Origin of the sequence: Psychrobacter frigidicola (genome assembly GCF_007997305.1) — a bacterium.
In the GTDB taxonomy this organism is placed as follows: Bacteria; Pseudomonadota; Gammaproteobacteria; order Pseudomonadales; family Moraxellaceae; genus Psychrobacter; species Psychrobacter frigidicola.
On the sequence record NZ_VORZ01000001.1, the window covers coordinates 1242145 to 1267441 of the forward strand.

A 25297-nucleotide genomic window follows, 5' to 3' on the forward strand; every position below is an offset into this window, starting at 1 on the left:
ATGCCCTCTCGTTCTGAATATGAGCTCATGTCTTCAAAAGACAAAAACATGGTGTTATTTGTCTGTTTTAGTAGCGCTGTCGCGTTTTTTGATTTTTTGATTTATTTGTATATGGCAGATATTATCTCCTCTACGTTTTTTCCGACCAATATCGATCCACTAGTGACTAAACTACAAGGGTTCGGGCTATTTGCTGTCGGTTATTTAGCGCGTCCGCTTGGTGGGTTACTTCTCGGGCGATACGGTGATATTAAAGGTCGCAAGCCAGTGCTTTTATTCAGCATGCTCATTACCGCATTCAGCATGCTAGCGATGGCGTGTTTGCCGACTTACGCTCAATGGGGACTGATTGCGCCCGTCTTGTTTATTTTGCTACGGCTGATACAAGGTATGGCATTTGGAGTTTATGTGCCGCTGGCGTGGATATTTATCGCTGAGCACGTTCCGCGCCAATATCTCTCGCTGGGCTGTAGCTATGTAACGGCCAGTTTTTTCGTAGGGGTATTGTTTTCTAATGCTTTTTTTATGTGGCTGAATGGCACTATGACGCCTGAGCAGCTCATCACTAATGGCTGGCGTTTACCGTTTATGGTAGGTGCAGTACTGAGTTTTTTACCGCTGTTAGCATGGCGCTTTATCAATGAGTCGCCGTTCTTTGTGGAACTACGTGACGTCAAGCCGGAAAAACATACCAATCAGCCTTTTACCCTATTGTTTAAACATTGTCGACACTCCCTATTTATCGGCTTAATGTTAACGCTAATTATCTCCAGTATCACTACGGTCATCGTATTATTGTTACCGGAATTGGTTGAGCTGCGTTTTGCGGTAGACACGGATTTGTTTGGTTTTTCGCATAGCCTTGGCATTGTCTTTATGATTTTTGGCTGTATCTTTTATGGAATACTGTCTAATTATCAAAATTTTGGTAAAATTTTGATAATAGGTTCGGTATTATTAATCATTCAGACATTTGTCTTTTATTATCACTTAGAAGCAGGTGGTGACTACATCTTGATTATGTATGCCCTACTCGGATTCTTTTCAGGTATTGTTGGCATGATACCTGCTATCTTTGTGCAGCTCTTTCCGACCAATGTCCGACTGACAGGTATGGCGCTCTCTTATAGTGTGATGTACGGTATTGTTGGCGGACTGGTACCGTTTGGACTCGGTTATGCGACGTTGTATATCAGCTTCTCACCGGCATTATATATCGCGTTTATTGGCTTTATTGGCGTGATAATGGGCCTATATTTTTATCGTTTACCTGCATTTGGAAAAATCGATAGCATTATTTAATGTAAGTTAAATTATTGAGCATTAATTAAGGGTCAAGATTTTAAATAACAACATTAAACTATACAAAGCTGAGTTCTTAAAAAACAAGTTATCTAAAAAAAGGCAGTAAATAATGATGGTTGATATGACCAAGAAGCGGCTTTCAGTAGCACCGATGATTGACTGGACAACGACAGACTATCGTTATTTTGCCCGGTTATTTAATCCAAATGTGTATTTATATACTGAGATGATCAGTACTGGCGCGCTATTACATGGTAACCGTGCACGCCACTTGCGCTTTGACAATAGCGAACATCCCATTGTCTTACAGCTGGGCGGTGCTGATATCAGTGAGATGACCCAATGTGCTGAATTTGCGCAGCAGCATGGTTATGATGAGGTCAATATTAATGTTGGTTGCCCATCCGACCGCGTGCAGCATAATAAAATCGGTGCCTGCTTAATGGTTGAGCCTGATACGGTTGCAAAACTGGTCAAGCATATGCAAGCAGCGGTTGATATTCCAGTAACGGTTAAGCATCGTATCGGTATTGATGATTTTGACAGTTATGACTTTATGAGCCAATTTGTACAGACCGTAGCTGATGGCGGGTGCACGCGCTTTATTGTTCATGCGCGTACGGCGTGGCTGCAAGGTCTTAGCCCTAAACAAAATCGCGAGATTCCACCGCTACGTTATGAGGACGTGTATCGATTAAAGCAGGACTTCCCAGAGCTTATTATTGAGATTAATGGGGGTATTGAGTCGATAGAAGACATCCAAAATCACTTGCAACATATCGATGGCGTGATGATTGGCCGTGCGTTTTATCACAATCCTTACCTGTTAGCAGAAGCTAATATTTTGTGGAATCAGCCCATTCCAAAACGCTCAGAGATTTTAGCGCAATTGTATCCTCATCTGCATCAGCAAGTTAACCAAGGTGAGCCGCTGTCTACGATGACACGACATTATTTAGGATTGTTTCAAGGCCTAAGTGGCGCACGCAAATGGCGGCAAGCGTTGAGCGGCAAGCCGCATTTGACAGTTGCAGATATAGAGCAAGCAGCGTTTGAGGTGTTGGCGTTAAATCCTGATGCTTAGTATCAGGAAGCTGGTTTAGAAAACTAATTTAACAGGTCAAGCAACTTGTGATAAATACTGCCACATTGCCACGCCATTATTGAGAATGTGCAGTAATATAGGCAGTAATAACGATCCAGACTTGATGCGAGCATAGCAAAATATTAGCGCCAACACGACGATGGTGCTGATCTCATATAGACCGTATTGCAAGTGAATGATAGCAAAAATAATACTGGTTACGATACTAGCAATGACTGCGCCGCGCTGCGCTGACCTCTCGTTTATATACGGACTTGAAAACTGCTCAGCAATAGCAGACCATAGCAACCCTCGAAAGACCAACTCTTCATATATTGGCGCGATGATAACCAACGCCAATATAAGCAGCCACACTGAGCTGACCGACTGATATAACGGGTCAACGAAAGCAGATGGGTTGGCATCTAACCAATAAGTCAGTGCCTGACTGCCAATCATAAATACGATTAGTATGCCTAATAGTGCCATACCAGTTGCTAGCGAAAACTGGTTGAGTGCCAAATATCGCCGCACCTCACCGCCTTTTAAACGAATAATCATGATGCTAACTAGCATCAATATGACGCAGCTAATAATTATAGAGACGCTTACGATGGTACCGTCACTACTACCCAAAAAGAAAATGTCACCGACTGTTGAGCTATTAGCGGCCGGTAATAGTACCTTGCCAGCCAAATAAACACCTATTAACTGACTAACGAAGAATGCAACAACCATCCCTATAATAAGCGCCAGCGTACCCAAACGCGAAAATAAAGGCCGTCTCTTAGGCTGATTAATAGCTAATACGTTTGAAGGTGGCATTTGGTTTAGCATAGCGTGGTGGCTCAAAATGGCGGCAAGATATGTTTAACTCGTGTTTTAAAAACAACCATGATTATTCATGATCCAATTTTAAAGTTGCTGGGCAATTAGGTTCAATACTCGTGCTGATACTGACTCTGGATGCTCAAGTGGAAACATATGACCGCCTGTATGGGTTTCATACTTGATACCCAAACGCGCATTGATTTGTTGCGGAAAACGCTGTTTTAAAAACACACTGTCTTCGCCAATAACCAAGGTTACAGGCAACTTAGGCGCACGGTTCGGTACTAGCCAATACCAAGACGGATTGGTACGGAATACCGCGACCTCATTAACCTTAGGAATTGCTAACGTCACTTTACCATCTGCGCGCTCATGTAAAGCGTGCTTGATATAACCCTGAAAACTACGCTCATCAAAATGTTTAAAAAACCCTTTATGGCGCAGCTTATCATAGGCATCCTCGCGACTGTCCCAAACATCACGGCGGTATTTAGAGATACCTGCAGGCGACAGCTTATCCATTAAGCGATTGTTCATCAGCGGCAGACGGTCAGCCGTCTTAGCTAAATGCCATAGCAAACTGGTCTTACCGTAAATCCAAGGGGGATCGAGCAATACGGCTTGGCTAAAATACTGAGGCGCACGATATAACGCCTGTAGGGTACACATGGCACCCAATGAATGTCCAACGGCTACCACTTGCGCGACGCCGTGCTGCTGACAAGTACGCTCTACACTGTCGATTATTTGCTGCGTTAAACTGCGCCAGTGATTATCAACCGGATAATCAGGGTTGCCGCCCAACATCGGAATAGCTTCTATAGTAAAAAGCTCTGCTAAACTCGCAAAAAAATCCTCATAGACCGCGCTTGGCATCCCATTGGCATGAGCGAAATGTATCACAGGTTTTTGGGTTTTTTGGGATACAGGCAGCGACGAAAAAGTTTGCGAATTGATAACACTCATGGCTTATTCTCACGGGTTTTGATTGACACTTATTGAAACAAATTAACAGATAATAAAAAATAAGACTGAGCCATTATGCAGGACTCAGTCTTTGTGATAACGTTATTAAGCAGCTACTAAATTGAAAGCTCTAAGGCTAGCGCATCTGCGAGTTGCTGTCTTCTTGTGGTAATAAATCAAGATTGATACTTGAGCCAATACCTGCACCCATTTTAACAGCAAAGCGGTCCATAAAGAACTGGAACGGATCCATCGGCGTATAGTTCACTACTGTTTTAAGTTTGAGTTGCTTCTCTAAACTGGCAATACTGCCCGTTTTATCCGCTAAACCTAAGGCAATTGACTGCTCTCCTGTCCAGAATAAACCTGTGAACAGTTTATTTTCTTCTGGGTTTTTGAGACGGTCGCCGCGACCTTGCTTCACCGCATTAATAAAGTGCTTATGAGTATTGGCCAGCACTTTTTCAACATGTTGCTCTTCATAATCCGTTAGCGGACGCGTCAAGCTTAAGATATCTTTATACTCACCAGCGGTAATGGTACGGTCTTTCACGCCCACTTTATCCATCAGCCCTTCGATGTTATAGCTTGGCATAATGACACCAATAGAGCCGACCAAGCTTGATGGATTAACATAAATCTCGTCAGCTGCAGACGCAATATAATAAGCGCCAGAAGCACCAATATCACCAATAACCGCATAGAGCTTTTTATCAGGATATTTTTTGCGCAAATCCATCATCGTCTGCCAGATTTCATCCGACTGCACAGGCGAGCCACCCGGTGAATTAATATCTAGGGCTACCGCTTTGGAATTGCTATTTTCAAAGGCACGAGTCAGCGCTTTACTGACATCATAAGCATTGGCTTTGTCACTATTACTGATCGTACCTTGTAGCTCAACCACCGCTAAATGTGGTTTACTGGTATCGATACCTTCTAAGCCCGCCGGAGTCTTGCTCGTACAACCGCGACCCAAAGCCAACACGATGAATAAAAGATAACCGAAAGTCAGCAATTTAAAAAAGATACTCCAACGCCGCGCTCGACGCTGCTCTACCACACTGGCTAATAGAGTGTTTTCGATCAGTCGCCATTCTTGTCCACTTGGCTGGCTTGGTGGCAGCGGTTGTATTGGCGCTGGCTGGTTTGACGAATTATCAGAGCGTTTATTAGGGTCTGGTGGCCAGTTGGGCATATAACTTCCTAAGTTAGAAACAATCTAAAACAATAAAAAAGAACATATAAAAAATAAATACAGCAAGAAAACTCCCCTTCTCACCGTAATATCTATTTAAATTCGTTAGCTGCTAAGTATGGTGGTATTTCAGTTAGGGTTCAATAGTAGAAGCCCATAAACTATGAAATGAAATGGTTTTTCTAGATTATTTTCATCTATTCAATCAACTTGAGTTTCAGTCCCAAGGGACAACGCAGCTTCTAAAGGTTCGTTATCATAAGTTATGACCTCATCTGTATGCTGCGCCGTTAATATATCAGCAGATACCTGCGATGCGCTATGACTTAACCACATTGTTGAATTATCCAAACCACTATTAATGGCAAATGGCTTCGCTTCACATAACAATGACCACAACTCCCAAACACGAGGATGAGTGCTAGCATCAAGAATAAGGCGCGATTGAGAGGATTTGGTTGGTTGATTGATTTGTCGATTTTCTAGTCTTGCTGCCTTTAAAGTTTTATTTATACTTGCTTTTGGTGGCGTGATGGACGACTCTAATTTTTGAGCAGTCAACTTTGCAGACTGCTGCGGATTAGTGGCATTATATTGTACAACCTGTATGAGTGAACGGCTGTCAATAGCCAGTGCGCAATCCCAAACGCTGTTATCGTCGATGGTAGGCCAGCCGGTTACGGCTTCTAGTGTTAAGTCGCCGCTTGGCAGCTGCCACGTTTTACCTAACTCGCAGCGTTGCGCACTTATTAAGGTTTTAGTTTTAGATGGGTTGTTAGTTAGGTAAGTTTGCTGCCGTGTTGACCAACGTTCACTACGTCCCGCCTGCCAATAGCGACTGACTGGCATGCTTTGGACTAATTGTGCCACCGTCATTGGCAACAGCTCAGGTGACAAGGCTATACTTTTTTCTTTAGATTTTTTATTTGGCAAGCTATTGGCTAAAGGGCTGGTCAATGTCGCTACGCTGGTCTGTACCACAATACCTTCTAAACGACTAACAGATAAGGTACGAAGCTGCTGCTCTAGCGTCGCAGATAACTGTTCAGCTGTTAACGAGCTTGGCATAGTGCGCGTACCATTTGGACGATGATCTGCTAAGAATAACCAGCTAACACTACCTGACACGAGTGAACTCTCAAGTTCATTCTCTTTATTAAGCTTACCATTACCATTACTAATTTCGTCATTATTAATAGGATACTGTAGTAAAGCAGCGGTTACATAACGGTCGCCTGTAGGCAGAACATATAACGTGGGTGTCAGTGTCAACGCTTGCTGATTGGCATAAATCGTCATCATCAGTAGCATTAAAGGAGGTAATACTAACCAGCGACTGATAAGTCCACGCGGTAGCAACCACGGCAGCATGACTAATAGTGCCATTAGTAATATGCCTGTATTAATAGGCGTATACAGCCATGCGCCTTTGAGCGCGGGTAGCGCTGTCAGCCACGCCATTAATTCATGCAAGTTGGCAACGATAGTACTCACCACGGCCCAAATACTATCAGCGACTGGTGGTAATATTAAATAACAAAGTCCAGCCAGCAAATTCAGCGGCACAATCACCCAGCCAAACAAACCAATGGCAAATAGATTAATCACCAGACCCCATAATGAGACCTTACCAAACAACAATAAACTGACGGGTAATAACGCTATAAATAACCAACATTGCAGCTTGAATATCCTTTTGAACAGTAACCACAGCTTTTTGTGAGGCAAGTTGGATTTTTCACTAATAAAATCCTGAGGTTGCTGCCAATCTCTAGAAACGTTTTTATTCTGTAATTGTAACGAATCATCATATTTTAGCAGGAGCGCCACAGCGATAAAGGACAACCAGTAGCCTGCTTGCCATAATACATAAGGGTCAAACCATGCCATCAATATGGCTAGCGCCAATAATACTCGTATCGTACTAATTGGTAATAAGGTCAACCTTACCAATCCTATCGCCAGTAGCATCCACGCTGTTCGCGCTGCCGGCACATCAAACCCTGTAAATAAGGCATATATAAAAGCCGCGCCAATCATCACCCACCAGCGTACTTGCCAACGCGGGATAGTCCGATATAGTAATGACCATTTCCTATCAATCAATAGCGTGACTAAACCTGCCAGCACAATGGCTAAAAACAGTACATGGGTACCAGAAATAGCTAGCAAATGCGAGATTCCAGACAGCTGATATAAGTCTTTAGTGTCATGATTGATAAGACTGCGGTCGCCGGTTAACAAGCTCAGCGTTACCGCATTAGCTTGCTGCTGGGCATCAGGTTGCCGCGCCCACTCTCGATAAAAATGCTGACGTAGTTGCCAGCGCCCTTGGTCAATAGTGACCCGCAAACGCTGTAAATAAGAGTCTGAGGACGTCATCATCATCATCGACGAATTAGTGGTGGTGTTAATTGGAGAGCCGGTTGCGATTACATTGGCCACACCATCAATATGACGCGCACGCAACCAGCGATAACTGTCAAAGCCTGACGAATTATTAATAACTTCTTGTGATGTTTTTAGCGGCGCAAGCGTTAGGGTCATCAATAACTGATCACCCGGTTTCAAATTATTTAAACCGGTAAGTTTAGTATCATTTTTATTATGTTTAGGATAGGCATTGAGTAAAATGCGATATTGTTTGTCTTCATTCTTATTTTTTACTAGGCTAGTTTGAGTTTGCGCAGCCACATACTTATCCGTAGCCACATTTAAATCTTGTGCCGTCAAGTCCGAAACCAAAGGCGAAATCGACCGTAATAGGGCTACTTGCCGATAGCCACTATTGGTTTCAGGGTCATAAACGCTGTCGCTAATACCTTCGATAGTTACCCAAGCTTGTACACGCATGGTCTCAGTAATTTTCGCAGCTTCTGCCTGCTGATGCTGGCTCAATGCTTGCCATGCACTACCTATAAGCAACATGATAATTAGTAGCGCTATAAGCAAATAATGGACGATCTTTAGGGGGAAATGAAAAATAGATGAGGTGTGGCGAGAAACAGTAGAGCTGGCAGGGATATAAGACAATGCTCTACGCTGAGTAATCATTATTAAGACAATGGCGACAATAATAAGGATAAGCGGCACAAGCGAAAAAGCACTCATGCTGACCAGTAAATCACTGTCTGGTAATCCTACACTAGTGGCGACTGCCAACGCGCCTATCATAATAATTATTATGAGAGTACCAATCAACCCGTACACCAGCACTCCTTGCTTGATGGTCTAAAATATGATGCTTTAAAGGCTCAATAATAGTTATTCTTAATCATGTACTCTCATTAAAATGAGCGTAATGATATTTTTAAAAATGACTGTTGTAATGTTAGCCCACATTACGCCTAGCAATAGCATTCGTCATTAGATTACCCTATACTAAATAAATATTATGTGGCATCAATAAGCATTGATTTTGTCGCATGTTACCCCTCTATTATCGATAATAATATCACTGACAATATAGTTTGGATACTAGCCACTGGCGTCATGCTGAGCGAATTGTATCCAAAGAGTAAAGGCGAGCCTGTGCCCAAAAAAACACTTAAAAACCTCCTACCCACACCCGAAAAAATATTAGAAAGTCGCTCTTTAAAGCTATTGGCGCCACTTCTAGCCGATCCACGTTTGTGGCAATTTAATCGTCATAGCTTGAATAAGGCGGTTTATATCGGCGTGCTCAGCGCATTTTTTCCGCTCCCAGGACAGATGTTACTGGCGTTAATCGGTGCGCTTATTTTTCGAGCTAATGTCCCGATGGCGCTTGGATTAACGTGGATCACTAACCCAGTTACTACCCTACCCGTCTTTTATGCAGCCTACTATGTGGGCGCTAAGATTCTCGATGTGCCAATGATTAGTTTGCGACTGATCGGCAGGATGATATCTGACTTTAGCTTATGGATATTAGCAGAAGGTGCCAATCCATTTATTACCTATCGTGGTACGGTCTCGTTATCAGCGTTTTGTTTGGGTCTAATAATACTGGCAATCATTACCAGTATTATTAGCGGATTAGCATTTAAAGTAATTTGGCGTTATAAAACGATTATCAGTTGGCAAAAACGTCAGCAAGAGGCTACTAAAAAACCACCTAAGCAGCTATAAGGCACATGAGTTTCAATAAACAAATTGACGGCTTCAACACCACTCAATTAAAGCCAGCGATTTATTAATAGGTTTCCCAATGTCCATTACGTAGCAACAGTTGCCGATCAGCAAGTGCCGCCAAATTACGATCATGGGTGACCATCAATAACGCAGTTTGCATGGTACTCTGTAACTCTGAGAGCAATCCAAAGACACTTTGCGCGTTATCATAGTCTAAGTTACCCGTTGGTTCATCCGCTAAAATCAGCGACGGCTTCGTCACCAACGCACGGGCAATCGCTACCCGTTGACGCTCACCGCCTGATAATTCGCCCGGTCTGTGGTCTAAGCGATGACCCAAGCCTACATTCTCCAGCAGCTCAATCGCTTGCTTACGGGCATCCGTTGTAGATACTTTCGGACGCATCAATAGTGGCATAGCAACATTTTCTACCGCTGTAAATTCTGCTAACAGATGATGGAACTGATAAATAAATCCTAAGTACTGATTGCGCATCGCCCCGCGTTCAGTTTCATTCATATGATTCAGACACTTGCCATGTAGCCATACCTCACCACTAGTAGGTGTATCAAGACCGCCCAGCAAATGTAGCAAAGTACTTTTGCCCGAGCCGCTCGTACCAACAATAGCAATGCGCTCACCTGCATTGACCGTCATATCTAGACCAGTTAATACCTGTGTACGTACCGCCCCTTCATCATATATCTTACTAATATTGCTCGCCTCTAAGATGGCAGACATAGCGCTTCCTTTATTCGTATTTCATAACCGCTATTCGATAACAGCTAATTTAAAAAGTCACAACCCTGAGCTAAATAAACAATTATTTACTCATAGCGTAAGGTCTGGGCTGGCTGGATTTTGGCTGCTCGGCGGGCTGGATAAATAGTTGCCAAAAAACTTAAGATGAAAGAGGCACCCGTAATCAACACCACATCAACCAAGCGTAACTGCGATGGCAGATAATTAATGAAATAAGCATCAAATAAATTCAGACCAAAGCTTTGGTTAATCCATCCTAAAATATCACTAATAGTTAGCGCAAATATGACGCCCAATATCGTACCAGCGATAGTACCAATAAAACCAATGACCACCCCTTGAACCATAAATATTTGCGTAATCAAGCGTGGAGAGGCACCAAAAGTTTTTAAGATGGCAATATCTGCTTTTTTATCGGTAACTAGCATTACTAAGCTTGAGACAATATTGAAGGCAGCGACCAAAATAATCAGAAACAACAGCAAGCCAACCATCGCTTTTTCCATTTGTATTGCGCCAAATAGGTTGCCATGAGTTTGCGTCCAGTCGTTCGGATACAAATAGTCGGGCGCAATTGCCGCCGCTTTTTGTGCTGCAATCGGCGCAGTAAAGATATCATTAAGTTTCAGGCGAATGCCTTGCGCTCCTTCCGGCAGACGCAGTAATTTAGCGGCATCTTCCATTGGAATAAAGGCCATCAAGCTGTCAACTTCTGGGCTGATACTAAAAATACCGGTTAAGGTAAAACGCTTAAAGCGCGGTATCACGCCGGCAGGTGACGGCGACGCTTCCGGCAGCACTAACGTTACTTTATCACCAATGGTTAACCCAAGTGACTGCACCATCTCCTCACCAAGCACAATGCTGAAATCACCGCTTTTTAGCGTATCAATACTGCCTTCAGTCATATGGTCATTAATAATTGAGACTTTCTTTTCATATTCAGGCTCGATACCAGTGACCATAATTCCGGCTACTTGACCGTTTGACGTCAACATACCTTGCAGCTGGATGAAAGGAGCAACGGCCGCCACTTCTGGATCTTCTTCTTTGATTCGATCAGCCAACTGTTTCCAGTCGCCAATGACCTCAGCAGCACTCACCGTCGCTTGCGGTACCATACCTAAAATACGAGTTTTCAGCTCGCGATCAAAACCATTCATCACAGATAAAACCGTGATTAATACCGCAACCCCAAGGGTCAAACCTATCATCGAAATCAGCGATATAAAAGAGATAAAGCGGTTACTGCGCTCTGCTCGAGTGTACCGTAGACCAATAAACAACGCTAAAGGACGAAACATATTCAAACTCTTTATCTTATCTATGCAACCCTTTATATAGGCCATCAAGCCATCGGGCACATAAATATGGTTTTAGACAGCAACACTACATTACTAACTCTTTACATAGTTGGTAATGTAGCTGGACTGGCAAAAGGAAGATAGTTTGACACAATTTATCTAACATGTGCCATTCATTAATAAGAACTGCACGTATTTTCTAATAAAACGCTCTGCTGTGTTATTATTTTTTTATGTGGGGCTTGCTATTAGTTACTTCAATACCTATATATTATAGGCTAGGGACAATTGTCATTAACCCACCCTTGTCGTTTGCTGACCCTTTATTGTTAATGCTGTTATTTATTATAGACCAATCGTTTTCATACATTGGCTGTCATATAAGCATTGACAGTTTAGCCTCCAAACCTCATAGCTGACTTAATTTTGAGTATCTTCATGGCCATTAATTATCAATATAAAAATATACAAGCTCCTACTAAAGTCACGTTAACCGACGAGCAAACTGCTGGTCATGCTGATCATTGGCGCATTTTAACCGACGATATGAGTCATGATGTGCCGCAGTGGTTACAACAAATGATTGAAAAGGCGGCAATGCCCAAAGGTCTCAATGGCAATGTGAGCTCGAAAGACAATCGTATATTGCTATCAGAAGACCAGCCCTGCCATATCAATCAGGTCCTCGCGATGAAAGATGGCAAGCCAGAATGTTTCATTAACGCCTATCCCTGTGTCAACGGCCCTTATGGTCTGAACTGCCGCATTGAACGTGTGATTGTTAATGAAAATACTCATGATGCGGTACTACGATTACGCACGACTGATGGCAGCATTATTTATGCTTTTGATCAGCTTTATACGGCGAATCAGCATTTATACCAACAAAATACCCCTTACTTTGTGAACTTTAGCGCATGGGCGCATGAGATTACTAACAGTGAGCAAAATGAAGTCATCATGGTTGAGGACGTCGAGGCCATTCGTTATCATCGCGCCTTCAACGATATTGTCGCGGCTAATGATGGTAAAGTGCCAAATGATCTCCAAGAACAGATTAAAGACTGGCAACCAACCACTAAAGAGCAGATGGAGCCAGTAGAAATTAATTTAGGTGATATGTGTGCCTATTTATTCGGCGATACCTTAGGCCAAGAAGATGAAGCATGGTGTCAAGGGCAAGTATTAGGCAAACAAGAAACATTGTTTAATGGCAAACCTATCATTTTATTTGACGTTGTGATATTGCGTGAGCAAGACACCACTCCATTCGTAGTGCGGATGGGTGCAATGAGTACAGCAGGTACTAAAGCCATTCAAGTCAATGACTATGTCCAAGCTAATATTTGGCTACAGGCAGCCATTTATAAAGAAAATCAGACTGCAGTACCATCGGAAGATTAGCCAAAAGCCAGCTAATATAAATACCTTTATAACTGAATAATCAACGCAGTTTTAAAATTAAATCACTTCAAACCTGAAAAAGCCCCTAATACAATTAGGGGCTTTTTACTACGCTATCGTGAATAGGCAATACCTCTTTAAGCGTATTAAGCCATAGTCGTCTCTGAACGAATACGTTTGAACAGCTCTTTTTGCTCTGGGCTTGGGCGTGCGGTCTGTAGCGCCATGAGCTGTGACATATCACCCTCAACGCGAATCTGACCACCCATAAAGGCACCCATAATCTCGTTCATATCAAAATCAGTGATTATAGATTGCAAGGTCTCACGATCAAGCAGCAACGTAGTAGTCGCATTACTATTCAAGTCACGATGTAACAAACCGTCTGAAAAGTTTGCTTGGATATTTTGCTCGCCATCAGCAACCTTTAAGTTGATGACCATATCAGCCAATGCAGGTGGTAAATTCAGCTCACCAGCTTCCTTACCAAATTCTGCAACTTGCTCGAACCATTCGTCTGTTAGAAAAACTGCCATATTATTATCCTTGGTGATTATTAATCATAATGCATACCCCTATGGTAAGTGGCGGCATCAATGTTGTTATCACTATTATTAAAAGAATTACTATTTAAAAGTATGTGAACATTCTCTGCTGGAAATAGTATAAAAATCAGCGAGCAATGTTGGCGAGCCTTATTATGGCGCTGTTTCAAAATAAGTAAAACCCAAAACAACCAGTACTTGCGAAATTGTAACAAATTTTCATATTTAGACTACCTATAAGAAAGTTTCTTCAGGCAATTAATATCTTCTGTTAAAGATTGTGCTTAGCGTAATATCTCTTTGTTAGAGCAATCCCTTGTTTATTGTATTGATATGTCAGTATTTTTTGTTATGATAAGTGCCGTTAGCCTCTCTTATGCTTAGAAACTTATAGATATATGAGCGTATAAAAACAATAACTATGCCACATCAACGTGATCTAATCATTTTTGTCTTAACATCTACCCCTTATAAGCGTATTATGAGTTAATAATAGTGTTAACATTATGTTAGTAAGTTATATTACTGAAACCATAATTAGCAGATTAATAGTGTTAAGTGCTTTTAGCGCGTATTACCTTTATATAAGATGTATATTTTTTATATTCACAACAAATTTAAGAGTTTACAACTGATTTTTTACGCTATGAGTAAAGGTTGTAGACCCCATTAATTACCAAAGAGTTTGTATTTTGGCGCATAGTTCTGATGATATTTGCTTAATATTGCGTTACAATACCTTAAACAGAGTCGGTAGTTTTAACTAAACATTACGTAAACATGCTTTTTGTCAGTCGCTGCTAACATAACTTTATGATTAACGAACAATATGGTCAATCAAATAGATGTTAGTCCTTAAGGTCTTATATGAGTATGAATACACATTCAGTACTTGGAGACGGCGCATTTCCTTATTAACCTTAACGATGTATTAATTATCCAATTCCCGTTTAGCAGTAAGCGCCGTGCTGGTTTAGCGCAGTGGACTCATCTGCAATAGCTGATAATCAGCGACAACCTAAACTGATAGTTAATAAACCGTTACGATGATAAGCAATTTGGACAGTAGTATGTGCCACGGTCGTGAGATGACACTCTTGTTCGAGAGTTGTAGCATAGATATCGTGGGGATTTAGTTAATTCTGTTGATAATTCGGGCTGTAAAGGAATCATCCAATGAGTTTACAAAACACAGCAGTCGCCCCTGTCGACCGTGAGTATGAAATCACTATCATACGATTTTTTACGATTATGGCGGTAGTATGGGGCATCGTCGGCATGGGTCTTGGTGTGTTCATTGCTTCGCAATTGGCATGGCCAGCACTTAATTTTGATATTGCATGGTTATCGTTTGGTCGTCTCAGACCATTGCATACTAATGCTGTTATTTTTGCGTTCGGTGGTTCTGCCCTGTTCGCAACGTCTTACTATATCGTTCAGCGTACCTGTAAAACGAGGTTATTTGCGCCTTACTTAGCATGGTTTACCTTTTGGGGCTGGCAGGCAGTTATCGTTTCAGCCGTAATCACGCTTCCTTTAGGTTTAACCTCGACCAAAGAATATGCTGAGCTTGAATGGCCGATCGATATTTTGATTGCTTTGGTATGGATTTCTTATGCCATTGTGTTCTTCGGTACACTCATCAAGCGTAAAACATCTCATATCTATGTCGCTAACTGGTTCTTTGCGGCCTTTATTATTACGATTGCTTTACTACATATCGTCAATAGTATGGCAATTCCTGTTAGTGCATTTAAGTCTTACTCTCTATTTGGCGGTGCAACTGATGCGATGGTGCAGTGGTGGTACGGACATAACGCAGTAGGCTTTTATCTAACGGCAGCGTTCTTAGGGATGATGTATTACTTTGTCCCAGTACAGATTGGTCGTCCCATCTATTCTTACCGTCTGTCTATCGTTCACTTTTGGGCATTGATTGCTTCTTATATGTGGGCAGGTGGTCACCATCTGCATTATTCAGCGCTTCCAGATTGGACGCAGTCTCTAGCAATGGTGTTCTCTATTATCCTATTCGCGCCATCTTGGGGCGGTATGATTAACGGTGTTCTTACCTTATCAGGTAGCTGGGATAAGCTGCGTACTGACCCGATTATTCGCTTTATGATTGTGGCATTATCATTCTATGCAATGTCGACGTTCGAAGGCCCAATGATGTCAATCAAAACGGTCAACGCACTGTCTCATAATACAGATTGGACAGTTGGTCACGTACACTCAGGTGCACTTGGCTGGGTTGGTATGATTACCATTGGTTCGCTATATGTACTGTTACCACGTATCTATAATAAACCAAAAATGTATTCCATCAGCTTGATTACAACGCATTTCTGGTTGGCAACTGCGGGTACCATCTTTTATATCGTATCAATGTGGATCTCAGGTATTGGCCAGGGCATGATGTGGCTAGCTACAAACCCTGATGGTACCTTAGTATATAGCTTCGTTGATACCGTTGAGTTCTCGCATTTCCCATATATTGGTCGTGCGTTTGGTGGTTTGCTTTATGTATCAGGTATGTTCGTTATGGCATATAACGTTTATAAAACGCTCAAAATGCCAGAAGGTAAGCCTGTAAATATTGCTGATCCAACTGATCATGAACCTAGTGTCGATCAAATCTCGACAGCTAAAGTATAAGGAACGATCATGGCTGGTACACCGCATGAAATTATTGAAAAAAATACAGGCTTGTTGGTCATCGGTATCGTTATCGCTATTAGCTTTGCAACCCTCGTTGAGATTGTCCCGCTGATATACGATCAAAAAGGTCCTGAAGAAGGTGGGGTGAACGCTCCCCTACCTGCTATGGAACCTTGGACCGCGCTTGAGTTTGAAGGTCGTGATATCTATATCCGTGAAGGTTGTCACGTTTGTCACACTCAGATGGTTCGCCCTCTGCGCGCAGAAGTAGAGCGTTATGGACCGTACTCGCGTGCTGCTGAGTCCACGTGGGATCATCCATTTTTATGGGGATCTAAGCGTACTGGACCTGATCTAGCCCGGGTTGGTGGACGTTACTCTGAAGACTGGCAAAAGCAACATCTCATTAACCCACGGTCATTAGTACCTGAGTCGGTGATGCCCGGTTTCCCTTGGCTTGCTAAGAATGAAGTCAATGGCTCAAACATACAGACCAAAATGCGTCTATTCCGGGACCGTTTTGGGGTGCCTTACACTGAAGAAGATATTGACGGCGCTCCTGATGCTGTTCTAGGCGCAACTGAACTTGATGCTTTGGTTGCCTATCTTCAACAGCTAGGTACTGCAATGGAAGGACAGCGCTAATGGGTATTGGTGAATTACAAACAATTGCGACCGTTTCTGCCTTTGTGGCCTTCGTAGGCGTTGCATGGTGGGCGTATTCGCCAAAAAACAAAAAACGCTTCGAAGAAGATGCACAACTTGCGCTTGATGACGAGGATATAGAGACCTTGTCTGACGAGCAGCGCAATAAGGACGAACGATGACATTTTTTTGGAGTACTTGGATTACCGTACTAAGTTTCATGTGTTGGGCGGGTATCCTTGGTGTCTTACTAATGGTATTAAAATATAAACCAGAAGTAGAAGAAGACGGCACAACAGGTCATGACTATGACGGTATCCGAGAATACGATAAGCCGCTGCCTAAATGGTGGTTGGTGATATTTTTTGGCTCAATTATTTGGGGCATTGCTTATTGGATATTTTTCCCGGCTGTGTTTCCAAAACACTGGGATGGTATCGCAACCGTAGAAATTGATGGCAAAACGGTACCTTGGACCTCTCACAATGAGTTAAATAGTGATCTAGAAAGTAATAATAAAGTATTCACTGATAACTTTGAAAAAAGCATTTTGGCAAACGCGGACGCAAGCGGTGCTACTAAGACCTTAGCAAGCTTAGCTGAAATGCAAGCAACCATGCGTCGTAGTGAGTCACCTCCTGCAGATTTGCAAACTCAGATTGATGAGAAAACCGCAGAACTTGCTCCTTACATCGAAAAGCTTGCTGAAAACCCGAATGCATTAAAAGTCGGTAGCCGTTTGTTCTTACAGAACTGTTCGGTGTGTCATGGCTCTAACGCTAAAGGCGCAACTGGCTATCCTAACTTGACTGATAACGACTGGCTATATGGTGGAGAAGCAACTAATCTTTTAACCACGCTACATAAAGGTAGGGTTGGGGGTATGCCAGCATGGCGTGATCAAATCGGTGAAGATGGTGTGCGAGCAGCATCAGAGTACGTTTTATCATTATCTACTAATAATGGCGATAAAAATAATGGTGAGCTTGACAAAAATTTAGTCGCGCAAGGCGGACCTATCTTTCAGCAGAATTGTGCACTGTGCCACGATAAAGATGGTAAAGGTATGATTTCAGCAGGTGCGCCAAACTTAACTGATAATATCTGGCTATATGGTGGCGAACGCGAAACAGTACGTAATACTTTACGTTACGGTAGAGCCGGTGTTATGCCTGAATGGGAAACTAAGTTAGGTAACGAGCGTATTATGTTGGTTGTAGCTTATGTTTACTCATTATCAGACCGAGGTGCTCAAACAGCTAATGCTTCAATACCTGCAAATACTACTGCACCAAAAGCAGCAGCACCTGCAGCGACTCCTGCTACTTAATAAGTCTGTAGTTCATTACGACTTAGTAAATAGCTGAATCATAGGATATTACAATTTAAAAAAAGGAGAGCTGTCATTACAGTTCTCCTTTTTTATTTAAAAAAACTCGCTTAGGGGCTGTATAGAATTCAAATCAGCGGCAGCCAAATAAAGACACAAGCTAGAATAACAGCAGCCTCATAACTGTCTTTGAGCTTATCATAGCGTGTGGCAATGCCTCTGAAGTGTTTTAACCTAGCAAAGGCGTTTTCTACCAAGTGGCGACAGCGATATAAATACCAATCTAGCGTATCATTGTTGCTTTTTGAATTTGACTTAACCGGTATGACTGATTCAGCACCGTGTTCAAAGATACACTCTCTGATATTGCTACTGTCATAGCCTCTATCTGCGACAACCGCCTTAGTCTCTTTTTTAATGGTACTTTTAATCAGCCTGTTAGCCATTTTAGAATCATGTACCTGTCCTCCTGTCAGCTCAACATGGACAGGATTACCACAGGCATCGACCATTAGATGCAACTTGCTACTATTACCAGCAACGCTGGTGCCGATGGCTTCATCACAACCGCTGGCAGCGCCTATACTGTGCTGATGTGCTTTTACCACGCTACCATCTATAAATAACCATTCGCTATCATAGTCTGCGGTCACTATAGTCATCAGTTGCTGCCATTTACCCGTTTTACGCCAATAGCGGTATTGGTGATATATAGCAGACCACTTGCCAAAATAGGCAGGTAAATCTCGCCAAGGACAGCCAATACGGATGCGGTACAGCATCGCTTCAACGGTTCGTCTTAGATTGGGCTTGTTATATATGTTGATTTGTCGCAATATATAAAACAGCTTTTTCCATTGTTCATCAGTGAGCATGGTACGAGTCATAAGTGACGCCTTTTCTCTTTGTTGTGGTAAACAAGAGTGTAAGGCGTTGCTTATTTTTTTCAACTATTTCCCAATTCTATACAGCCCCTGGTGTTCTTAGGTAAATATTCATACTTTTTAAATAGTAATACGTAGATGTTAGACGGAATAGAGGCTAGCTATCGCTATTTATATTCATATAATGATTGTTTTTCTAGATTATCACCCCACTTATGTGAAAGCGAATGCTAAAATGATGACCACTAAAACCAGTTATTTATAATCGCTCATTCAGTAGTTGGAACCATATTGGTATTTATTATGTACAAGAATTCCACTACTTACTGACATTGATAACAGCGTAACCTCCCGCCTCTTATTTTTACAATAAGTGATTGTTACCCATGCCAGCAGACTGATTCTTTTTTTAAAGAGGCAAGTTTATGTCAGCACCACAACCTAATCGAATTCCTGTTATTGAAGTCGACCTTAACGCCACCAAAAAACGTATTCATCCTAGATTCATCACAGGATTTTATCAAAATATCCGTGTTATCAGTATGTATGCATTTTTGGCATTGTTTCTGATTTTACCGTGGCTGCGCTATAACGGTCGGCAGGCAATTTGGTTTGATGTTCCATCTCAGCATTACTATATTTTTGGTATGACCTTCTTAACCCAAGATTTTTACTTTATTGCAGCATTTGCGCTTATTGCCGCCTTCACCTTATTCATGGTGACCGTATATGCGGGGCGGGTGTGGTGCGGCTATGCGTGTCCACAAACGATTTGGACGCATATGTTCCAATACGTTGAGAAATTGGTGATTGGCGACCGTAATAAGCGTATTAAGTTCGATAAACAGCCGATGAGCGCTAATAAAGCTTTTAAGCGCTTTTTAGTTTATTTTATTTGGTTCATATTCTCGATGATTACGGCCACTACGTTCGTCAGTTATGTATCGGGCACAGATACCATATACCAAAGTTGGCAGATGATAGGATTTATTCCGTTTCCTGATTGGTCAACGTGGATATGGGTTGCAGTGTTTATTTTTGCTTTTTCTACTTATGTGAATGCGGGCTATATGCGTGAACAGATGTGTATTCAAATCTGTCCCTATGGCCGTTTCCAGAGTGTGATGTTTGATAAAGATACCCTTGTCGTGTCTTATGATTATGACCGCGGTGAGCCTCGCGGTGCTCGTAAAAAAGGCACCCACCCTGATAACTTAGGTGATTGTATAGAATGTCAGATGTGCGTACAGGTCTGCCCTACTGGAATCGACATTCGAGATGGTCTGCAAGTGGCCTGTATTCAGTGCGCTGCCTGTGTCGATGCCTGTAATGAGATTATGGATAAAGTTGGCTATCCACGTGGTCTAATTCGTTATACCACAGAGCGGCAATTGGCTGAAAAAGAAGCTACTCGCGTACTCAGCCCGCGTTTATTTGCTTATCTAACCTTACTTGCGGTGTTATGCGGTGGTGTTATATACGCCTTGGCTGATCGTGTACCGTTAGAGATTGATATACGCCGTGACCGTAACCAGCTGTCATCAACCAATGCTCAAGGTATGATCGAAAACAGCTATGTCGTTAAGCTCACCAATAAAACTCAGGAAGCACACACTTATAAAATCACTTTAGCGGCACAAGATGGCTTGAGCTTACAACTGCGTTTCAACGATGTACCCTTAGATCCTGGTGAAAGCTTCGATATGTCAGTAAGTATTCAAGGTGACCCCGCAGTTATTACGGAAGTACAGACACCCGTTACGTTAAATGTAGTGAGTGAAGATGGTAAATACAAAGTGAGTAAGCAAAATATCTTTACTACTCAAGGTCAATAGGTGCTTAAAGAACATAACTCCTTTAAAACAGATCAGCTTTCTGTTAAGTGTTTGTTTATCAGACACTTAGCAGATGCAGTCCCTCACAAATCAAGCTATACTGACTATGATTATTAATTATCATTGAACGAGCAGCATTTGGCGGCTAAGTTTATAAGTTGATACATTAAATAGATGTTTAATAAATAGGTATTTTATGTCGACCCCAACTCAATCCCCAGACTTTAAACAACAAGACAGTCAACCATGGTATAAAAACTACATGGTAGTCGTTTTTGTTATTGGTATGCCAGCTTTTGTAGTGATTGCTTGCATTTGGTTTGTATATTACTCTTACCAAATCCGTGATAGCGTGGTGCGTGATGACTGGTATATGGATGGTAAGACGCTATATCACGATGTGGGACGCGATAAGCTGACCTATGATTTAGACTTACATGGTAAAATGCAGTTTTCAGATAAGGGAGATATTACTTTTTATCTGAACTATCCTGAGCAAAGCTTACAAACCGGTAAGCTGCTTAATGGCGAAGCTCTGACCTACCCTGATACGCTAGACTTATCTATCTCACACGCGACCGATATCAAAAAAGATCGTGACGTGACACTGCAGCACCAAAGTGGCAATAAATATAGTGCACAAGTTGATTTAGATAATGTCAAAGGTAAATATTATTTACAAGTTAGCCATGACGGTAAAGATGATTGGCGCATGCAAGACGTGGCGAAATTACCGCGTCCAGAGGTAAGCTTTAATCCGCTACCCGTATTTGCTAAAAGTTAGCCACTTATTTAAAAAACTAAATTGAAATATTAAGGCCAACGTACTGCAAGAACTTGATTTACTCATCAGAATTGAAAGATAGAAAAACCCGGCTATTCATTAGCTGGGTTTTTTTATCTCAGTTTTGTGCTAGCCAGTTGGCTTTATATGTTTATATAGCTGGATTGACTGTCGGAATCTTTTGTTTCTGACAGATGTTACTATCAACTGGTTGGGTATTTTTTGAGGAAGTTTTATCGGCAGACTTTGGGTTATTTGGATTAAAGGTTTGGGTTTTTGGTGCAACCGGCAACCCAATCTCAGCTAGGCTATCCACTTGCCCTGCTTGGATATTATTACCTTCAAATAAACGCGCGTTATCATTACGCTCAAGGCTCAGACGTTCAAAGTCGAATAGCTCTCTATCAGCTAATTGCGAAGGAGCAACATTTTGCATGGCTTTGAAAATAGACGCCAAACGCTGCGGATGGGCATCATCCCACTCGCGCAACATATCATTAATAATGGCACGCTGCAGATTGGTTTGGCTACCACACAGATTGCATGGAATAATCGGAAAGTCTTTTAAACGCGCATACTCGATAATATCTTTTTCTTCAACATAGGCCAATGGGCGAATAAGCATGTTTTGTTTGTCATCACTCAGTAGCTTCGGTGGCATAGATTTTAGTGAGCCGCCATGGAATAGATTAAGAAAGAACGTTGCTAACATGTCATCACGATGATGACCAAGCGCAACTTTAGTAGCACCAATTTGTTTAGCAAACCCATATAACGAGCCACGGCGCAAACGCGAACAGGCAGAACAATAGGTCTTACCTTCTGGCACCACGCTTTTAACAATACTATAAGTGTCTTTTTCTAATATATAGTGCGCAATGCCTTGTGCATTTAGGTAATTAGGTAGTACATCTTCTGGATAGTCAGGCTGCTTTTGATCCAAGTTAACAGCGACCACGTCAAAATGAATCGGGGCAATGCGTTTTAATAACAGCAAAATATCAAGTAAGGTATAGCTGTCTTTGCCACCTGAAACACAGACCATCACTACATCGCCCTCTTCGATCATATTAAAATCACGAATCGCCCATGATACTTGTCTACGCAGCTTTTTTTGTAATTTACGAAAGTGGGCGGAATCTGTGGCTACTGGCTGAGTAACGAAGAGCTCATCACTATGAACAGTATCGCTATCGTGCGCAGTATTTTCTTCAGCACTATTATCGATGCTATCCTGTTCCCAGCCATTATAATTGGTGCTCACAGCATCAGTGTTAGCTTGAGATGTGAGCGTTGGCGTAAATAAGGTAGCAGCAGTCATAAATTACTCGATGTTTATAAATTAATAGTTTTGCAATAAGATTTCGCAGCAAAAAGCTTAGCGCTGCGTAGTTATGAAATACAACCGTATTAGCAATAATCTTAAAAATGATAGCAATTATAACAAAAACTGCTAATAGTTTGAAAAGAGGCTACTAACTTTAAGCATCAAAGGTAACGCCAAAAAAGATAGCGCTAAATACTATTTTATTAAATTGTATTGACGATATCCAAAGCCATGGTTCTGTAATAGGACTAATTTTGCTAAAATAGCGCATTACCATTTATTCATAATAATTAAAGACCTAACTATGACAAACATTAAGCTTAATAACCCGACCGAAAAAACCCAAAATGCCGTCGTGCTACTCTCAGGTGGCCTCGACTCTGTAACTTGTCTTTATTGGGCAAAAGCACGTTATGCTACCGTTACTGCGCTGAGTTTTGACTACGGACAGCGCCACAATAGTGAACTTGTAGCGGCTAAGACGATTGCTGAATTGGCCGGTGTCAATCATCGTATTATTGATATCGATATTGCCCAGCTGGGCGGCTCATCACTCACTGACCATAGTATGATTGTCCCTGATGGTGATGCTGATAAATTTCCTAATAAAAAACATGATGTAATTGATAACGATGCCATTCCGAACACCTACGTACCAGCGCGTAATACGATATTTTTATCTTATGCCTTGGCAGTCGCTGAAGTGACTGATGCCAATCATATCGTCATCGGGGTGAGCTCGGTTGATTATTCTGGTTATCCTGATTGTCGCCCAGAATATATTGCAGCTTTCGAACATATGGCGAATCTAGCGACAAAAGCAGGCGTTACCGGTCATCATCTCAGTATCCAAACGCCATTGCAACAATTGTCTAAAGCACAAACCATCGAGCTTGGTCTATCGTTGGGCGTGGATTACGGTCAGACTATCTCCTGCTATCAAGCTGACAGCCATGGCCTTGCGTGCGGCGTATGTGACAGCTGTGCGCTACGACGTCAAGGATTTGCTCAAGTAGGCATCGCTGACCCTACTCACTATCAATCACAGCCATAAGTTGATCTTAAATTAGTATAAAATAGGGTATAAAGTGTAAATAAGGCAGCGATTATAAACACATGCGTAACATATAATTGCATCAATACAGCATGTGCATAGTATTTTTTGCCAAAAATAGTTGTTATGGTAAGCAAGTTTATATTTATAATCACTTGTTATATTTTTAGTCCCTAGTTTTTATTATGATTTTAATGGATTTTTTAACACCCCTTGAGAGGATATTTATGAAGCTATTGCAACTCCTACCCCTAGCATTTATTGGTTTTATTGCCATGCCACAAGCCAATGCATTGGATATCAAACAAGACAATATTAATAACTGTGTTAATGGCGCCGTGAAGTTTAAAGTCGCTGACAAAAGCACTGCCACCAAACTTTGTAAATGTACCATCGATGTCCGTAGCAAAATGACTATTGGTCAAATGTGGGAAATCGAGAGTTACGCGCAAAGCAAAAAAGACCCATCCACTTTGCCTTACGTAAAGAAATTGCAGAAAGACTTACAACAATGCACAACAGGCTTAGATTTAAAACAGCCACAAAAACCAGCTTAAACAACTCGTTAAATAAGTATCGTATAACCTAAAAGACTGGCAATTGTCAGTCTTTTTTTGGCTAACAGTTGCCAATAAACCGCCAAAATGTCAGACTGATACCTGCCTACAATTTATCTACTTACCTAAACATAGCCCTTAATTAAGACTCACTATAAAGCCTCAAAACTAAAAAGGAATTTATAATGGCTAAGCCCACTGCCGAAGTGATAGTGCTACCGGACTTTCCAGTAACGATAGTACGTGAGCTGGATGGTCACTTTATTCATGATGATATTAGTCTAACCGAGCTGATTGAACATACAGATAAAGGTCTTATCCTCTACTTTTATCCAAAAGACGATACCCCAGGTTGTACGACACAAGCGACTGAGTTTACTAATAATATTAATGCTTTTGATACTTTAGGCTACGATATCATTGGTGTCTCTCGCGATAGCGTTGACTCTCATGAAAAGTTCATTGATAAATATGACCTACAGATTCCACTTATCAGTGATAGTGATGAAAAATTATGTCAGTACTTCGATGTCATTAAAGAAAAAAACATGTATGGCAAAATTTCACTAGGTTTAGTGCGCTCAGTATTCGTATTCGATAAAGAAGGCACTTTAACTCATGCCCAGCGTAATTTACGTGCCGCAGGTTATACTGATCGTTTACTTGATACCTTAGCGCCATAATAATTGTTTGCTAACGAATTAAAT

General features: G+C 41.7%; 22 protein-coding genes. 13 read left to right on the forward strand and 9 right to left on the reverse strand.

Translation table 11 applies throughout. From position 1 onward, the window contains the following. Positions 1 to 1302, forward strand: coding sequence for an MFS transporter (locus ES754_RS05020; RefSeq protein ID WP_147222613.1), 1302 nt, complete (start codon positions 1 to 3; stop codon positions 1300 to 1302). 115 nt (positions 1303 to 1417) lie between these two features. Beyond that, the gene (dusA, locus tag ES754_RS05025; protein ID WP_147223311.1) at positions 1418 to 2389 is read left to right on the forward strand and encodes a tRNA dihydrouridine(20/20a) synthase DusA; all 972 of its coding nucleotides are present in this window, start codon (positions 1418 to 1420) and stop codon (positions 2387 to 2389) included. 36 nt (positions 2390 to 2425) lie between these two features. Here dusA and ES754_RS05030 read toward each other — a convergent pair whose 3' ends face one another. The 4 genes from ES754_RS05030 to ES754_RS05045 form a co-directional block, all read right to left on the reverse strand. Continuing rightward, the gene (locus tag ES754_RS05030) at positions 2426 to 3226 is read right to left on the reverse strand and encodes a CPBP family intramembrane glutamic endopeptidase (protein ID WP_227677670.1); all 801 of its coding nucleotides are present in this window, start codon (positions 3224 to 3226) and stop codon (positions 2426 to 2428) included. 78 nt (positions 3227 to 3304) lie between these two features. Next, positions 3305 to 4186 carry an alpha/beta fold hydrolase gene (locus tag ES754_RS05035; RefSeq protein ID WP_147222615.1) on the reverse strand — a complete coding sequence of 294 codons (882 nt, stop codon included), beginning with the start codon at positions 4184 to 4186 and terminating at the stop codon, positions 3305 to 3307. 136 nt (positions 4187 to 4322) lie between these two features. After that, positions 4323 to 5384: a signal peptide peptidase SppA gene (sppA, locus tag ES754_RS05040; protein WP_147222617.1), complete on the reverse strand. Its 1062-nt coding sequence runs from the start codon at positions 5382 to 5384 to the stop codon at positions 4323 to 4325. Positions 5385 to 5585: 201 nt separating this feature from the next. After that, positions 5586 to 8558: a ComEC/Rec2 family competence protein gene (locus ES754_RS05045; RefSeq protein ID WP_227677669.1), complete on the reverse strand. Its 2973-nt coding sequence runs from the start codon at positions 8556 to 8558 to the stop codon at positions 5586 to 5588. Between the two features lie 222 nt (positions 8559 to 8780). Here ES754_RS05045 and ES754_RS05050 point away from each other — a divergent pair, with 222 nt between their 5' ends. Further along, entirely contained in the window at positions 8781 to 9494 is a 714-nt protein-coding gene (locus tag ES754_RS05050) for a DUF2062 domain-containing protein (protein ID WP_227677667.1), read from the forward strand. A 64-nt stretch (positions 9495 to 9558) separates the two neighbouring features. On the opposite strand, the gene lolD is transcribed toward ES754_RS05050, so the two are convergent. Together lolD and ES754_RS05060 are read right to left on the reverse strand one after the other, a co-directional pair. Next, a complete protein-coding gene (lolD, locus tag ES754_RS05055; protein WP_147222621.1) occupies positions 9559 to 10239 on the reverse strand; it encodes a lipoprotein-releasing ABC transporter ATP-binding protein LolD in 681 nt (226 codons plus the stop codon). Positions 10240 to 10325: 86 nt separating this feature from the next. Next, positions 10326 to 11564 carry a lipoprotein-releasing ABC transporter permease subunit gene (locus ES754_RS05060; protein ID WP_147222623.1) on the reverse strand — a complete coding sequence of 413 codons (1239 nt, stop codon included), beginning with the start codon at positions 11562 to 11564 and terminating at the stop codon, positions 10326 to 10328. Between the two features lie 438 nt (positions 11565 to 12002). On the opposite strand from ES754_RS05060, the gene ES754_RS05065 reads away from it, so the two are divergent. After that, positions 12003 to 12968: a hypothetical protein gene (locus ES754_RS05065; protein ID WP_147222625.1), complete on the forward strand. Its 966-nt coding sequence runs from the start codon at positions 12003 to 12005 to the stop codon at positions 12966 to 12968. Between the two features lie 146 nt (positions 12969 to 13114). Here ES754_RS05065 and ES754_RS05070 read toward each other — a convergent pair whose 3' ends face one another. After that, a complete protein-coding gene (locus ES754_RS05070) occupies positions 13115 to 13504 on the reverse strand; it encodes an SCP2 sterol-binding domain-containing protein (RefSeq protein ID WP_147222627.1) in 390 nt (129 codons plus the stop codon). A gap of 1185 nt (positions 13505 to 14689) precedes the next feature. Between ES754_RS05070 and ccoN the strand changes: the two genes are divergently transcribed. The 4 genes from ccoN to ccoP are packed head-to-tail and all read left to right on the forward strand — an operon-like array spanning position 14690 to position 18149. After that, positions 14690 to 16171, forward strand: a complete 1482-nt coding sequence (gene ccoN / locus ES754_RS05075) for a cytochrome-c oxidase, cbb3-type subunit I (protein ID WP_147222629.1) — start codon at positions 14690 to 14692, stop codon at positions 16169 to 16171. A 9-nt stretch (positions 16172 to 16180) separates the two neighbouring features. Beyond that, entirely contained in the window at positions 16181 to 16819 is a 639-nt protein-coding gene (gene ccoO, locus ES754_RS05080) for a cytochrome-c oxidase, cbb3-type subunit II (RefSeq protein ID WP_147222631.1), read from the forward strand. Next, positions 16819 to 17001 carry a cbb3-type cytochrome oxidase subunit 3 gene (locus ES754_RS05085; RefSeq protein ID WP_147222633.1) on the forward strand — a complete coding sequence of 61 codons (183 nt, stop codon included), beginning with the start codon at positions 16819 to 16821 and terminating at the stop codon, positions 16999 to 17001. Before ccoO ends, ES754_RS05085 begins: the two co-directional genes overlap by 1 nt. Then, positions 16998 to 18149: a cytochrome-c oxidase, cbb3-type subunit III gene (ccoP, locus tag ES754_RS05090; protein WP_147222635.1), complete on the forward strand. Its 1152-nt coding sequence runs from the start codon at positions 16998 to 17000 to the stop codon at positions 18147 to 18149. The genes ES754_RS05085 and ccoP overlap by 4 nt, the downstream gene beginning before the upstream one ends. A gap of 128 nt (positions 18150 to 18277) precedes the next feature. On the opposite strand, the gene ES754_RS05095 is transcribed toward ccoP, so the two are convergent. Then, complete coding sequence (locus tag ES754_RS05095; RefSeq protein WP_147222637.1) at positions 18278 to 19036, reverse strand: IS5 family transposase; 759 nt, start codon at positions 19034 to 19036, stop codon at positions 18278 to 18280. A gap of 422 nt (positions 19037 to 19458) precedes the next feature. On the opposite strand from ES754_RS05095, the gene ccoG reads away from it, so the two are divergent. Both ccoG and ES754_RS05105 read left to right on the forward strand, forming a co-directional pair. After that, the gene (ccoG, locus tag ES754_RS05100) at positions 19459 to 20868 is read left to right on the forward strand and encodes a cytochrome c oxidase accessory protein CcoG (RefSeq protein ID WP_147222639.1); all 1410 of its coding nucleotides are present in this window, start codon (positions 19459 to 19461) and stop codon (positions 20866 to 20868) included. A 196-nt stretch (positions 20869 to 21064) separates the two neighbouring features. Next, positions 21065 to 21652: a FixH family protein gene (locus ES754_RS05105; RefSeq protein ID WP_147222641.1), complete on the forward strand. Its 588-nt coding sequence runs from the start codon at positions 21065 to 21067 to the stop codon at positions 21650 to 21652. A 151-nt stretch (positions 21653 to 21803) separates the two neighbouring features. On the opposite strand, the gene ttcA is transcribed toward ES754_RS05105, so the two are convergent. Beyond that, positions 21804 to 22973, reverse strand: coding sequence for a tRNA 2-thiocytidine(32) synthetase TtcA (gene ttcA / locus ES754_RS05110; protein ID WP_147222643.1), 1170 nt, complete (start codon positions 22971 to 22973; stop codon positions 21804 to 21806). A gap of 310 nt (positions 22974 to 23283) precedes the next feature. Between ttcA and queC the strand changes: the two genes are divergently transcribed. The 3 genes from queC (at position 23284) to ES754_RS05125 (ending at position 25273) form a co-directional block, all read left to right on the forward strand. Continuing rightward, a complete protein-coding gene (gene queC, locus ES754_RS05115; RefSeq protein ID WP_147222645.1) occupies positions 23284 to 24033 on the forward strand; it encodes a 7-cyano-7-deazaguanine synthase QueC in 750 nt (249 codons plus the stop codon). 227 nt (positions 24034 to 24260) lie between these two features. Then, positions 24261 to 24590 (forward strand): hypothetical protein, encoded by a 330-nt coding sequence (locus ES754_RS05120; protein ID WP_147222647.1) that lies wholly within the window; start codon positions 24261 to 24263, stop codon positions 24588 to 24590. A gap of 185 nt (positions 24591 to 24775) precedes the next feature. Beyond that, positions 24776 to 25273 carry a peroxiredoxin gene (locus ES754_RS05125; RefSeq protein ID WP_201538819.1) on the forward strand — a complete coding sequence of 166 codons (498 nt, stop codon included), beginning with the start codon at positions 24776 to 24778 and terminating at the stop codon, positions 25271 to 25273. The last annotated feature ends 24 nt before the right edge of the window (positions 25274 to 25297 follow it).